Source organism: Nonomuraea sp. NPDC049695, assembly GCF_040674955.1.
Taxonomy (GTDB): Bacteria; Actinomycetota; Actinomycetes; order Streptosporangiales; family Streptosporangiaceae; genus Nonomuraea; species Nonomuraea helvata.
Genome location: NZ_JBFANV010000099.1, coordinates 1 through 12,450, shown reverse-complemented (window position 1 = coordinate 12,450; position 12,450 = coordinate 1). Strand labels below are relative to the sequence as shown.

General features: G+C 70.4%; 13 protein-coding genes and 1 riboswitch. Of the genes, 3 read left to right on the top strand and 10 right to left on the bottom strand.

The features are described from left to right. Nucleotides 1–25: 25 nt before the first annotated feature. From AB0J64_RS47790 to AB0J64_RS47750, 9 genes are all read right to left on the bottom strand, one after another. Entirely contained in the window at nt 26–601 is a 576-nt protein-coding gene (locus AB0J64_RS47790) for an NADPH-dependent FMN reductase (protein WP_364042982.1), read from the bottom strand. Nucleotides 602–896: 295 nt separating this feature from the next. Beyond that, nucleotides 897–1,583, bottom strand: a complete 687-nt coding sequence (locus AB0J64_RS47785) for a nitroreductase (RefSeq protein ID WP_364042980.1) — start codon at nt 1,581–1,583, stop codon at nt 897–899. A 206-nt stretch (nt 1,584–1,789) separates the two neighbouring features. Then, complete coding sequence (locus tag AB0J64_RS47780; RefSeq protein WP_364042978.1) at nt 1,790–2,275, bottom strand: MarR family winged helix-turn-helix transcriptional regulator; 486 nt, start codon at nt 2,273–2,275, stop codon at nt 1,790–1,792. Between the two features lie 88 nt (nt 2,276–2,363). After that, a complete protein-coding gene (locus tag AB0J64_RS47775) occupies nt 2,364–2,948 on the bottom strand; it encodes a LysR family transcriptional regulator substrate-binding protein (protein WP_364042976.1) in 585 nt (194 codons plus the stop codon). 196 nt (nt 2,949–3,144) lie between these two features. After that, nucleotides 3,145–3,840 (bottom strand): YoaK family protein, encoded by a 696-nt coding sequence (locus tag AB0J64_RS47770; RefSeq protein ID WP_364042974.1) that lies wholly within the window; start codon nt 3,838–3,840, stop codon nt 3,145–3,147. 126 nt (nt 3,841–3,966) lie between these two features. After that, entirely contained in the window at nt 3,967–5,379 is a 1,413-nt protein-coding gene (locus AB0J64_RS47765) for an MFS transporter (protein WP_364042972.1), read from the bottom strand. Between the two features lie 200 nt (nt 5,380–5,579). Further along, nucleotides 5,580–6,260 carry a CHAP domain-containing protein gene (locus tag AB0J64_RS47760; RefSeq protein WP_364042970.1) on the bottom strand — a complete coding sequence of 227 codons (681 nt, stop codon included), beginning with the start codon at nt 6,258–6,260 and terminating at the stop codon, nt 5,580–5,582. Nucleotides 6,261–6,272: 12 nt separating this feature from the next. Continuing rightward, a riboswitch (cyclic di-AMP (ydaO/yuaA leader) is annotated at nt 6,273–6,409 on the bottom strand. Nucleotides 6,410–6,525: 116 nt separating this feature from the next. Then, nucleotides 6,526–7,479, bottom strand: a complete 954-nt coding sequence (locus AB0J64_RS47755; RefSeq protein WP_364042968.1) for a Gfo/Idh/MocA family oxidoreductase — start codon at nt 7,477–7,479, stop codon at nt 6,526–6,528. 19 nt (nt 7,480–7,498) lie between these two features. Then, nucleotides 7,499–8,320 (bottom strand): aldo/keto reductase, encoded by an 822-nt coding sequence (locus tag AB0J64_RS47750; protein ID WP_364042966.1) that lies wholly within the window; start codon nt 8,318–8,320, stop codon nt 7,499–7,501. A gap of 98 nt (nt 8,321–8,418) precedes the next feature. On the opposite strand from AB0J64_RS47750, the gene AB0J64_RS47745 reads away from it, so the two are divergent. The 3 genes from AB0J64_RS47745 (at nt 8,419) to AB0J64_RS47735 (ending at nt 11,456) form a co-directional block, all read left to right on the top strand. Next, complete coding sequence (locus tag AB0J64_RS47745; RefSeq protein WP_364042964.1) at nt 8,419–9,363, top strand: hypothetical protein; 945 nt, start codon at nt 8,419–8,421, stop codon at nt 9,361–9,363. Between the two features lie 2 nt (nt 9,364–9,365). Beyond that, nucleotides 9,366–10,541 (top strand): DUF6716 putative glycosyltransferase, encoded by a 1,176-nt coding sequence (locus tag AB0J64_RS47740; protein ID WP_364043025.1) that lies wholly within the window; start codon nt 9,366–9,368, stop codon nt 10,539–10,541. A 99-nt stretch (nt 10,542–10,640) separates the two neighbouring features. Beyond that, nucleotides 10,641–11,456 (top strand): SAM-dependent methyltransferase, encoded by an 816-nt coding sequence (locus AB0J64_RS47735; protein ID WP_364042962.1) that lies wholly within the window; start codon nt 10,641–10,643, stop codon nt 11,454–11,456. A 24-nt stretch (nt 11,457–11,480) separates the two neighbouring features. On the opposite strand, the gene AB0J64_RS47730 is transcribed toward AB0J64_RS47735, so the two are convergent. Then, nucleotides 11,481–12,314, bottom strand: coding sequence for a hypothetical protein (locus AB0J64_RS47730; RefSeq protein ID WP_364042960.1), 834 nt, complete (start codon nt 12,312–12,314; stop codon nt 11,481–11,483). Nucleotides 12,315–12,450 lie beyond the last annotated feature (136 nt).

Sequence of the window (12,450 nt, the reverse complement as noted above, 5' to 3'; positions counted from 1 at the left end):
CGGCGCCGGCGGTGACGACTCACTCTCAGGGCGTCTGCAGGCCCGGGATGTCGTGGTGGTGGCGGTGGATGTGCGCCGTGAAGGCCCGCATGTATCCGGTCAGGAACTCGGCGACGGACGGCACCTGGATGTCGCCCTCGTCATTGATCAGTCCCTTGGTGAACTGGATGTAGGCCTCGGGCTGGCCCAGCACCGGGGAGTTGGTGAAGGACAGGATGGTCTTGAGGTGCTGCTGTGCGACCGCCGTCGAGATCTGGCCGGGTGAGGCTCCGATGGTCGCGGACGGCTTGCCGTTCAGAACATTGGATCCATAGGGCCGGGTCGCCCAGTCGATGGCGTTCTTCAGCGCGCCCGGCACGGACCGGTTGTACTCAGGGGTGACGAACAGCAGAGCGTCGGAGGCTTTGATCGCGTCCTTGAACTCCTGGGCCACGGCGGGATAGTCCGGGTCGTAGTCGTAGCTGTACAGGGGCAGCTGGTCGATGGGGATCTCCGTGAGGCGGAGTTCCGGCGGCGCGAGACGGCTCAAAGCCAGAGCGAGGGTCCTGTTGATCGACCTCTGGGACAGACTCCCGACGATGTAACCAACGACGTAAGTCACTGCATTTTCCTTTCAAGCATGAACGTGCCGACGTCGACATCGACGATCCGGCCGGTGATGGGATCGGCCTCGGAAGAGGCGAGAAGGAGGCCACGCCGACGAGGTCTTCGGCGTACTGGCCACGTCGCACGGCGCGGGCGTTGCGCTTCCAGCGGCGCCACGGGGGCAGACGATGAGGTAGGGGGCCGCTGACGTTGATGTCGAGGACGCGCGGCCAGGCGTCAGGAGTGATCTGCTCGGAACAGCCGCACCGGTAAGCGGGCCGCGACGTTGAGGGCGACGACTCGTTCGGTGTTCATGACGCTTCTCGAGCGGGCTGACCCTCGACGAACGTGACCGTCTCGTCGAGCGGCGCCCGGCCCGTACGGATGTAATCCACCGTGACGTCCTCGAACCCGATCGACATGCCGCAGAAGAGGACGAGCCCGTCCGGGGGCGACAGGACCTCCGCGACGGTCCTGCGATACACCGACCATGCCATCTGCGGGCAACTGTGCAGTCCTTCTGCGCGCAGCAGCAGCATGACGGTCTGCAGGTACATGCCGACGTCGGCCCATTGGGGCAGGCCCATGTCGCGGTCGATGTAGCAGAACAGGGCGGCGGGCGCGCCGAAGCACTGCCAGTTCTCGGCGGCGGCCCTCTGGCGCGCCTCCCAGTCCTCACGCGCGACACCGAGTGCGCTGTAGCGCTCCTGGCCGAAGGCGGATCGGCGCTCGCCGTACGGGGTCTTCAGCACGGGCGGGTACATCTCGTACTCCCGCTCGTCCCAGGGGTCGCCCGCGGCCAGGCGCTCGCCGGCGCGCTGCTTGAGCTCGGCCAGCGGCTCGCCGGTCAGGACGTACGCGTGCCACGGCTGAAGGTTCGATCCGGACGGCGCCCAGGCCGCGGCGGACAGCACGCGCGCCAGCACCTCCTTCGGGACAGGCCGGTCGGTGAATCCGCGCACCGCCCGCCGGCTCGTGACCGCCTCATAAACGTCCAAGATCGTCTACCTCCCCGCCTCTGCTCAGCACGTCCTCTTTCGCTACATCCAAGATGGTATCAGACGATACTGTATCATTCAATACTATTCAGCGGGCGTATGAGCCTCGCGCATGGTGAGGGGAGAGATTTCACGCTAGCCAACGAGGTGCGCGCCGCCGGGACCGGGGCTCGCCTGTGAGTCGGCCGAAGCCGGCGCGGGCGCGCTTACGCCCCGCCGTCCGCTGGATAGGCGAATCGGGTCAGCAGATCCCTCAGTAGTTCGTGCTCGCCGGGCCCCAAGGCGGCCACCAGGCGCTCATCCACTGGCTCCGCCGCCACATGAGCCGCATCGAAAAGCTCGAGGCCCTGAGGCGTGATCTCCACTACCCGCACCCGCCGGTCTCCCGGAACGGGCTTGCGTACGGCCAGCCCCTTGCGCTCGAGGTCGTCCACGACCCGCATGATGCCCGCCTTGTCCGACCCGGTCGCCGCCGCCAGGTCCCGCTGCACTGTGGGCCCGCGGTCGACCAGCACGATCAGCACGGCGAAATGCCGCAACTCGATGCCGAGCGGCCGAAGCGCCTCTGTCATCGCCGTGGCCGCGCGCCAGTGCGCCTGGCGCAGCAGCAAGCCGAGGGCGAAGGGCGATGCATCCCCAGGACGGTCGGTCGCACGCGAGGCGGTCGTTCTGCGAGGGGCGTCGGCGGTCATACGCCCAGGTTACCAGCCATCTTTTCTTTCGATACGGTATCGAATGAAATTAAATCAGACTCGCGCAGCCGCAGCGGTCAAATGAGATCTACAATGTAAAGGCGGTCAGCTGGTCGAGAAAAGCCCGAGCCGTCGGGGCGCAATCGGTCAGCGACGGGACGGCCAGGGCCAGAGAGCGGGTCATCGCCGGCTCGAGGGGCCGGGTGACGACGGCGCCCAGGTCGGCGGGCAGGCCCAGGGTGGGGACGATGCTGACGCCCAGCCCCGCGGCCACCATCTCGAGGATGGCGGCGGGGCCGCCGGCCTCGAAGGCGACGTCGAGCCGGACCTGGGCGGCCAGTGCCGCGCCCATGATCAGCGGGCGGCAGCCGGCGGTGGTCAGGATGAACGGCCGGTCGGCCAGGTCGGCGAGGGTGATGGCCGGGCGGGCGGTCAAGGGGTGGCCGGCCGGCAGCACGGCGACCATGTCGTGGGTGCTGAGGTGGACGGTGTGCAGGCCGGGGGCGGGGAGGGTGACCACGCCGACCTCGGCGGCGCCGCGGTGGAGCCATGCGCGGATGTCGTCGTCCACGCCCTCGAACAGGCGGTGGTCGCGCGCCGCAAGGCCGTCACGACGGCGCTGGCCCGGCCCGCCTCCGAGGCGGAGCTGGCCGACTACCTGGACCCGTGGCATGACCTGCGGGTGGGCCGGTCCTGGATGGCCCTGGCGGGTGCGGCCGACAGCCGCTTCACGCTGGAGAGAGCGTTTTGTCGCGGAGATCCCGAACAGCACGCTCGTGCGCGTTCCCGGGGCCGGTCACATCCCGATGGAGAACGACCCGGCCGGGGTCGCGCGGGCTCTGGCCGATTTCTTCCTTGCGTGACCGGGCTCAGCGCGTACGGCGGGTGCGTTCGTGGGCGGCGACGGCGACGATCGCCAGGAGGGTCAGGGCGGCGGCGAGCGGGAGCGCGGGGCCGACGTGCAGGTGCAGGGTGGCGCCGATGAGGGCGCCGAGGAACATCGCCACGACGGACGCGGACCGGCGCAGGGCCGCCCGGCCGGGGGTGCCGGCGGCCAGGCCGGTGAGGGTGGTGGTGAGGACGTTGGTGACCAGGTCGGGGACGGCCAGCCCGCGTACGGAGGCGTTCTGCAGGCCCATCCCGTACGCGAGCAGTCCGATGAGCGCCGCCCTGGGCCCGGTGTGATGGTGCCCTGAGATCAGGTCCACGGCGAAGGCGGTGGCGACGAGCAGGGCGTGTGCGGCGGAGGCGGTGGCGAACACGCGCCGGGCGTTCCCCATCCACCTGCTCGCCTGCCCGACGGTCCACGCGCCTGCTCCGAAGGCCGCGAGGGCCAGGAGGGAGGCCCAGGCCGACATCTCGCGGTCTCCGGCCAGGGCGAAGCCGAGGAAGACGGTGTTGCCGGTCATGTTGGCCACGAAGACGCGGCCCAGGCCGAGGAAGCTGATGGCGTCCACGAGGCCGGTGACGACGGCCAGGAGGATCAGCAGGGCGGGCAGGACGCCGTGCGGGTTCGCGCCGCGGGGGAACAGCCCGTCGGCGACCCACCGGAGGCCGCCTCTCACGGGCGCTCCGCCAGCGCGGCTCGGGGTGGGCTGGGTCCCATGACGGCTCCTTGGCGGGCGAGGTTCTCGCGCGTGGCTCTTCTCCGGAGCCTGCTCCCTTCGGGGTCTTCCCAGGTGACGAGGCGCTCATCCGAGCCCGGCCGCCTGGGGCGTGCGGTTCACCGCGTGTGCGGTGAGGGCGCCGATCGCGCAGATGCCCGCGAGTCCGAACATCACGTACCGCGCCGAGTCGAGCATCGAGGCGCCGCCCAGGTTGAGCAGAACGCCCGCGACCGCCGTACCGAACGCGATCGACAGGCTCGTCACCGTGGCGATCGCCGCTGCCGCCCGCTGTCCTTCCTCGGGATCCCGGGTGCTGGACATCGCGGCCACCGACAGGTGCGGATAGGCCAGGCCGATGCCCGAACCTGCGATGAACAGCATCGGCACCCAGATGACCACCAGCCAGACCGGGGTGTCCTCGCGCTGCAGAAGTCCCTGGACGAACAGGCCGAGGGCCAGCAGCGCCGGGCCGAGCGCACGCAGCCGCCGGACAGCACGCTCCCCGCTCACCGAGGAGCTGCCGATCTGGGTCACCGACCACCCGAGCGAGACGGCCGCGGCGAAGAACCCCGCCACGAGCGGCGGCAGCCCGCCGAGCCGCTGGCCGAACAGCGGCAGGAACGACTCGACGGCGACGCCGGAGGTCAACAGCGCCAGCGTCAGGTAGACCCACTTCAACGACGAACCTCTCTGGTACGTCGTACGCGGGAAGACCCGGAACTCGCTCCGCCGCTCATGGACGACGAACCCGGCCATCAGCAGCAACGCCCCCGAGATGCCGGCCGCCTTCGCGGGCGTGCCCGGCAGGACACCCGCCGCGCTCACGGCCCCGGCGGCCGCCATGACGAGCAGCAGTGACGCGGCCGGGATCGGCGGCCGCACGTCGCCACGTTCGCCGCCCGGCAGTGCGCGGGGCACGATCGCAGCGCATACCGCTGCGATCACCGCCATCACCCCGAACGCCAGGCGCCACGAGCCCACCTGGGCGAACAGGCCACCGAGCGCCGGACCGGCGAAGTTGCCGACGCCGTACATCGCTGACATCAGCGCCGCGCCGCGCGTCCAGAGCCGGGTCGGCAGCGCCGAGCGGATGACGGCGAACCCCAGCCCGGACAGCAGGCCGGCGCCGAGCCCTTGTACGCCTCGGGAGACGAGCAGCACGGCCATTGCCGGGCTCAGCGCGCAGGCGAGTGACCCCGCCGTGAACGTGGCGAAGCCCAGGAGATAGGCGCCGACGTTTCCCCATCGAGACAGGAACCTGCCGACGAGCATCGTCGCGATCACCATGGCGACGAGGTAGATCGTCATGTTCCAGGCGTAGAAGCTCGCGCCGCCGAGATCGGCCACCGCGGTCGGCAGCAGACTCGCCGCGAGGTAGATGTTGATCGCACCGACGAGCACCCCGCCGGCCAGCACGATCGCCGCACCGAAATGCTCTGGCCCCAGCAACTCCCGCCAGGACGGCGGGGCGGGGTTCATGTGGTCACCGGCATTCATGATGTCAAGGCTGTCGGTGAACCGGCTCCGGAGACTTTCCGTTGCCCAGCGGCAACGGCGCTGGGCCGATAGGTGGGAAAGCCTCAAACCCCGATGGAACCCTGCCTGTGGCGGGCCGAGTGAGCGGGCATGGCTCACCTCCCGGACGCGACGAGCGCGCGCCCCCGAAGGGACGCGCGCTCGAGCGGTGGACGGAAGGGTCAGCCGGCGTACTGCGGGTAGCCGTAGCCGACGACCTGGGAGGTCGGGCGGACGCGCTCCTCGACCTTGCCGTTGCCGGTGTTGCCCTCGACGGTCGAGATGGTGCCGTCGCCGTTGTCCTTCTCGACGAACCCGACGTGGTTGATGGCGTCGAGGTCCTTGCTGCCGTTCCAGGCGAAGAACACGACGGCGCCGGGCTTGGCGGTGGTGCCGAAGCGCTGGTTGGCCTGGAACCACTTGGCGTAGGCGACGGTGTAGGCGTCCCAGCCGACCTGCGGGCGGGCGCCGGTCCGCTCGCCGACCCAGGAGACGAACATCGCGCACCACGGCGCGTTGATGTATTCGGCTCGGGTGCCGCCGTCACGGGCGATGGTCTCGGCGGCCCGCTGCGAGGCGGCGTACCACTTCTGGTACGGCGTGCCGCCGCCGTAGGCGTTCTCCGTGATGCCGACCTGGGACTTGGCGAGCGCCAGGACCTGGGCGGCGGTAACGCTGATCTTGGTCTCCCGCTTGGCGCGGTCGTCGTCGTGCGTACTGGCGGCGGCCGCGGTGACCGGCAGCTTCTCCGCGGCGGCGGCGGTGCCCATGTGGGCGCCGAGCCCGGAGGCGAGGACGGTCGCACCGAGCACGGCTCGGGCGATGTTGGTCTTCGTGGCACCGGTAATGCGGAATTTGGCCATCGAGGGGGTTGCTCCTTGCTTCCATGCCGCTTACCGGGTTAGCTGACGGGTTCGGGCGTGGAAGCTGCCCTACGGCACCGAAGTGCCGATTCACCCCAAGGACGTGGGTCCCCGGTTCCGCACGCAGGCGGATTCAGCGGTCACAGGACGGTCCTGTGATGTGTTGTGCGATGGTCGGACATCGCCGGACAAACCGGACGAATGTCACAAGAATGCCTTAAACGTAATGCATAAGGCAAGAGGTTACAAATCCGTAACCCTCCCGCTAGGCGAGTTGCCCGCGGGCAGCGGCCAGGAGCCCCATCATGGCAAGGGACTCGTCAAGCGGCATGACCGAGCTTTCGGTCCTGCCTTCGGCCGTCGCGGCGCGGACTTCGCGGAGCTCCCCGGCGTAGCCGTTGTCCGCCGGATCGAGCACATGCTCCTCCGGCTCCATGGCGGGCCCAGAAAGTAAAATCCGCTGCGGTGCCCAGAACGGCGCCTGGATGTCCGCGCGCATCTGAGTGCCAACAACACTGGCCTGGTTCGGGTAATTCCCGATCAAGGAAGTTTCCACCAGGGCCCGCCTGCCGCCGGGGTAGAGCAGCACCCCGGCCGCCTCCGCGTCCACCCCGTTGGGCGCGAGAGAGCCGGTGATCCGCAGGTCGGAGGGCATGCCGAGGAGCAGCTGAGCCAGGCCGAACGGGTAGATCCCCAGGTCGAGCAGGGCCCCGCCGCCCAGCTCCGGCGCCCAGAGCCGGTGCGCCGGATCGTAGGGCTTGGCGAAGCCGAAGGAGGCGTGCACGGAGCGGATGTCGCCGAAGCGCTCGTCGGCCGCGATCTTCTGGATGAGCGGGTTGAACCGCATCCACATCGCTTCCATCAGGAACACGCCTGCCTCGCGCGCCAGCCGTACCATCTTCTCCGCGTCGTCCACGGTGGCGGCCAGCGGCTTCTCGCACAGCACGGCCTTGCCAGCGGCGATGGCGGCCTCGGCCACCTGCAGGTGCTGGGCGTGCGGCGTCGCGACGTAGACGGCGTCCACGGCCGGATCGGCGCACAGCTGCTCATAGGAGCCGTACGCCGACTCCGCGCCCAGCGTGGCGGCCAGCGCCTGCGCCCGCCCTAAGTCCCTGGACCCGACGGCGGCCACCCGCATCCCCGGCTCGGCCACGATGGCCGCTCCCACGGTCCGCGCGATACCGCCTGTCGCCGCAATGCCCCACGCAAAATCCCGCACGCGGGAGATCGTAGACCAATCACATCATGTCGAACGTGTCGGGATCGGGGCCGAACCGCTGGCCCCTGTTCAGCGCGCCGATGGCGGCCATGTCCTCGGGATCGAGGGTGAAGTCGAACACGTGGATGTTCTCGGCCATCCGCGAGGGAGACACGGACTTGGGGATGACGACGTTGCCGAGCTGCAGGTGCCAGCGGAGCACGATCTGCGCGGGCGTCCTGCCGTACTTGCCGGACAGCACGGCGAGCGCCGGGTCGTCGAGCAGCCCCTGACCCTGGCCGATCGGGCTCCACGCCTCGGTGAGGATGCCGTTGGCCTCGTGGAAGGCGCGCATCTCGCGCTGCTGCAAGTACGGGTGCAGCTCGATCTGGTTGATCGACGGCACGATGCCGGTCTCGTTCATCAGCCGGGTCAGGTGGTCGCTCGTGAAGTTGGAGGTGCCGATGGCCTTGGCCCGCCCGTCACGGTAGATCTTCTCCATGGCCTTCCACGCCTGCACGTACCTGTCATGCTTCGGCAGCGGCCAGTGGATGAGGAAGAGGTCGATGTAGTCGAGGCCGAGTCGGGTCAGGGACTCCTCGAAGGCCGCCTCGACGCGTCCGTGGTCGGCGTTCCACAGCTTGGTGGTGACGAACACCTTCCCGCGCGGCAGCCCCGATTCGCGCACGGCCTGACCCACGCCCTCCTCGTTGCCGTACGCGGCGGCGGTGTCGACGTGCCGGTAGCCGGTCTTGAGTGCGGTCGTGACGGCCTGCGCGGCCTCGTCGGCGGGGACCTGCCAGACGCCGTAGCCGAGCTGCGGGATCTGCACGCCATCGGTGTTGAGCAAGAGCGAGTTCATACCGTCCATTGTTCATGTCGCGTTTCTGGGGGCTTAAGGCGGTGGGGCTAGCTTGAAGCGGTCGTGAACGGGCCATCCCCCGGCTGGGAGGAGCAGGAGTGGTCGAACAGGCGTCGGCCTGGGTGGAGTCCCCGCTCCAGATGCTGTGCGCCGTCGAGGCCCACCACGCGGGACTGCTCGGCCCCAGGACGGTCGTCGTGCCGCGCTCGGGCCTTCGGCCGCTGAAGGCCACGCGCCGGGAGTTGCGGTCTCTGGGGCTGCCGGACGGCCTGGAGCTGGCCGAGCCGCGTGACCGCATGCCGAGGCGCGTGCAGGCCGTCGGCGACGCGTTCTCCGGCAAGGTGCAGCTGCGCTGGCTCACCTCGCGCCCCGGCCGCATCGTGATCGTGGACGACGGCCTGGCCACCCTCCGGCTGCTCGAGCTGCTGGCCGCCGGGCCGTACCGGCCGCTGCTGCGGGCCAGGGCCCAGCCGACCAGGCTGCGCACCGCGCTGGGCGTGGCGGCCGCGCTGCGGCTGCGCCTGAGCGACGTGTCGATCTTCACCGCCCTGCCCGTCGACCAGACCCTGGAGGAGGCGGTCCGGCGGGCCGGCATCGACCTGGTACGCCACCAGTTCGCCTGGCTGCGGGCCCAGCCGCTCAGCGCCGAAGGGCCCGCTGAGCGCACGGTCGTCCTCGGCACCTCGCTCGTCAGGAACGGCCTGGTGCACCGCGACCACTACCTGCGCTGGCTGACGGACCTGGCCGCGCGCGAGCCGCTGGCGTACTACCCGCACCGCCGCGAGGACCCCGTCGACGTCGCGCTGATCGGGGAACGCCCGGGGATCACGGTGCACGACGCCGGCGTGCCCGCCGAGCTGACGCTGCGCGGCCTGGACGCGGGGCAGCGCGTGCTCAGCCTCCCCTCGACCGCGATCACCTCGCTGCGGGTGCTGCTCAGCCCGCGCGGTGTCGCCGTCGAGCCCGTGGAGGTCCCCGACGACTGGTGGACCAGCAGGGCGGCCCCTGCCCTTCGTTCGCATCTGACGGGAGTGTCCGGTTGAAAGTGTTGGCGGTCGCCGACTCCGACTCGTACCTGAAGTGGGCGGCCTGCCTGCTCGGCGATCTGCCCGGGGGAGCGACCACGGAGCTGGCGGTGGTGCGCACGCCGATCACGCCGTCGCCTGAGCAGATCGCCGCCGCCGTGGGCGGTGCGGTGCCGTCGTCGGGGCCGCCGCCGGTGCTGTCGGCCAGGTCCCTGCGGCGGCTGGCCGAGCGCACGCGGCCGGACGTGGTGCTGGTGGCCTGCACGGGTCCGGTCGTGGACGTGCTGGTGGCCGACGTGTTCGCGGGGCTGCGGCCGCGGCCGGTGTTCGTCAGCGGGCTGCCGGGCATCTCGGTGCCCGCGACGGAGAAGGCGTGGTTGTTCCGCAGCGGGTGCGACCTGTTCGTGGTGCACAGCGAGCGGGAGGTGGCCGAGTTCTCCGAGATCGCCGCCAGGCTCGGCGGGGGAGGGGCGGTGGGCCTGGCCAGACTGCCGTTCCTGCGTTCGGAGTCGGCCGCCGCGGGCGGGAACCGGGTCGTGTTCGCCACCCAGGCCAAGGTGCCGCGCGAGCGGGAGGAGCGGGAGCGCGTCCTGCTGGGGCTGGCCGAGCTGGCCCGGCTCCACCCCGAGCTGGACGTGGTCGTCAAGCTGCGCGCGCTGGAGGACGAGCGGCAGACGCACAACGAGCGCCACCACTACCAGCGGCTGTGGCGGGAGATGGGGGAGCCGGGGCGGCTCTCCTTCCAGGCGGGCTCGATGCACGACCAGCTCGCGCGGGCGGCCGGGTTCGTCACGGTGAGCTCGACGGCGGCGCTGGAGGCGATCGCGCTGGACGTGCCGTCGCTGGTGCTGAGCGACTTCGGCGTGAGCGCCGAGATGATCAACCTGGTGTTCGAGGGCAGCGGGCTGCTGGGCACGCTCGACGACGTGGCCAAGGGGGACCTCCGGGCCGCCTCGGCCGAGTGGCGCGCGGCCAACTACTTCCACCCGGCCGAACGCAACGACTGGGCTCGGCTGCTGGCGGGGCTGGTGGCGGGCGGGGGGTCGCGGGTGCCCGCGTCCTCGCTGCTGGACGGGCCGGAGCACGCGGCGGCGCGGCGCCGGGCCCGGCTGCGGGTGGAGGTGCACCCCTCGATGCTGCGGGCGGGCTACCGCGCCAAACGGCGGATGCGCCGCTACCTCAAGGCTCTCGGCTGACCACCCCGTCGGCCTGACCAACTCGGATCCTGCTTGAACCGATCTTCGCCGGAGAGATCCCGTAGGATCCCTGACAAGATGTCAGATCAAGGGGTATGGATGACCGAGCTGGAGCGGGCCCCTGCGGGGGTGGACCCGACCGTGCCGAGTGTGGCCCGGATGTATGACTATCTGCTGGGTGGCAAGGACAATTTCGCCGCCGACCGTGAGGCCGCGGCGCGGATCATCCAACTGTCTCCCAATGCCAAGGAGGTCGCGCAGGCCAATCGGGCGTTCCTGGGCCGTGCCGTCCGCGCGGTCGCCGAGAGCGGGATCCGGCAGTTCCTGGACATCGGCACAGGCCTGCCGACCCAGGAGAACGTCCATCAGGTGGCGGGGCGCATCTCTCCCGGCTCGCGCGTGGCCTACGTCGACAACGACCCGATCGTGCTGGTGCATGCCCGCGCCCTGCTCGCGGAGACCGCCGACACCATCGTGGTGGAGGGCGACATGCGCGACCCCAAGGCCATCCTCGGTCACCCGCAGATCACGCGGCACCTCGACTTCGAGCAGCCTGTGGCCGTGCTCCTGGTCGCGGTGTTGCACTTCATCCCCGACGATGATCAGGCTCAGAGCATCGTGGGTTACATTCGCGAAGCCCTGCCCTCCGGGAGCCATCTGATCATCTCCCACGTCACCACGGGCGAACTCGACAACGAGGCGGTGGGCGAAGGCCGCGAGGTCTACAGCAGGACCAGGGCGGGCAACGTGACCCCACGCACGCGCGAGCAGATCGCCGGCTTCTTCGAGGGCCTGCAGATGCTGGAGCCGGGCCTGGTGTCGACGACCGACTGGCGCGCCGAAGACGCCCTTGATCCGTCGCTTGCCGGCCCTGGCGGGGCCGACATGCTCTGCGGCGTGGGTCGCGTGCTCTGAGGGACCTCCAGGCGTTCCGGCCGGCTAACGGCCTGTGGCCCAGGGCATCAGCTCGGCGGCCAGGGCCTTGCTCCACGGCCGGGCGAGAGAGCGCAGTTCCTCGCAGCGGGCGGCGCCAAGCGCGGTGTACGGTGCCGTCCCCATCCGGTCCGTAGCCTCTTCGATCTCCTCACGCCGCCTGCGGCCTTCCTCGGTGAGAGCTCCCTGGAAGAGCCAGCCACGCTCCTCCAGCCCCTGTACGGCGGCGGCCCAGTCGGCCTCGGACCACCCTCGCGTACGCCGGAGCACCTCGGATGTGACGGCGCCGGTGGCCGCGTGGGTGACGAGGGCCTCGATGCCGCTCAGGCCGGCGGCCAGGAGGGCGGCGAGATGGCCGTCGCCGCGATACTCGCGCAGCAGGGTCTGGGCATGCCAGAGCACCAGGTGGGGAGCCTCCGGCCAGGGCAGTGCCACGTGCGCGGCATACAGCGGCCGCCCGCCGAGCTCGCCCGCGACGGTCTCCGCCGCCTGGCGGGCCAGCTCTGCCGCCCGCGACATCTCCGGGGAGTCCACGGCGTCGCCCAGCACCCGGAGCAGCGTGGCGTCCACCGATTCCAGCCGGGCGGCCAGGATGTCGGAGGGGGAGGCGATCTCCCAGGCAGCCGGGATCGCCTGCCGTACCAGATCAGGGTTGAAGTTGTAGAAGGTCGCGATCACCACTTCGGCGGGAACCGCGCCGAGAGCGGCGGCCCGGGAGGCGAAGTACCCCATCCGGCCGCTCAGCCCGAGACCCTCGTAGGCGGCTCCCGCCTCGGGAGAGAAGTAGATCATGCCGTGCAACGGCTCCAGAGTGCGCCAGGTGCGGCGTTCCAGCGTCATGCCAGTGAAAATACCGACCGGTCAGTATGGCGTCCACCGTTCTTAGCTTGTCGTTTAACCTGCCTGCTCGCGGTGCTCGGTGAGTGATGCCGCGCGTTTAGCGGTCTTTCCCACCTCGTGATGACGGGCGAGGGCG

Coding starts and splice junctions, on each gene's coding strand:
- AB0J64_RS47750 (WP_364042966.1), bottom strand. CDS start 8,320: ATGAACTCGCTCTTGCTCAACACCGATGGCGTGCAGATCCCGCAGCTC.
- AB0J64_RS47765 (WP_364042972.1), bottom strand. CDS start 5,379: ATGAATGCCGGTGACCACATGAACCCCGCCCCGCCGTCCTGGCGGGAG.
- AB0J64_RS47735 (WP_364042962.1), top strand. CDS start 10,641: ATGACCGAGCTGGAGCGGGCCCCTGCGGGGGTGGACCCGACCGTGCCG.
- AB0J64_RS47775 (WP_364042976.1), bottom strand. CDS start 2,948: ATGCCACGGGTCCAGGTAGTCGGCCAGCTCCGCCTCGGAGGCGGGCCG.
- AB0J64_RS47760 (WP_364042970.1), bottom strand. CDS start 6,260: ATGGCCAAATTCCGCATTACCGGTGCCACGAAGACCAACATCGCCCGA.
- AB0J64_RS47780 (WP_364042978.1), bottom strand. CDS start 2,275: ATGACCGCCGACGCCCCTCGCAGAACGACCGCCTCGCGTGCGACCGAC.
- AB0J64_RS47730 (WP_364042960.1), bottom strand. CDS start 12,314: ATGACGCTGGAACGCCGCACCTGGCGCACTCTGGAGCCGTTGCACGGC.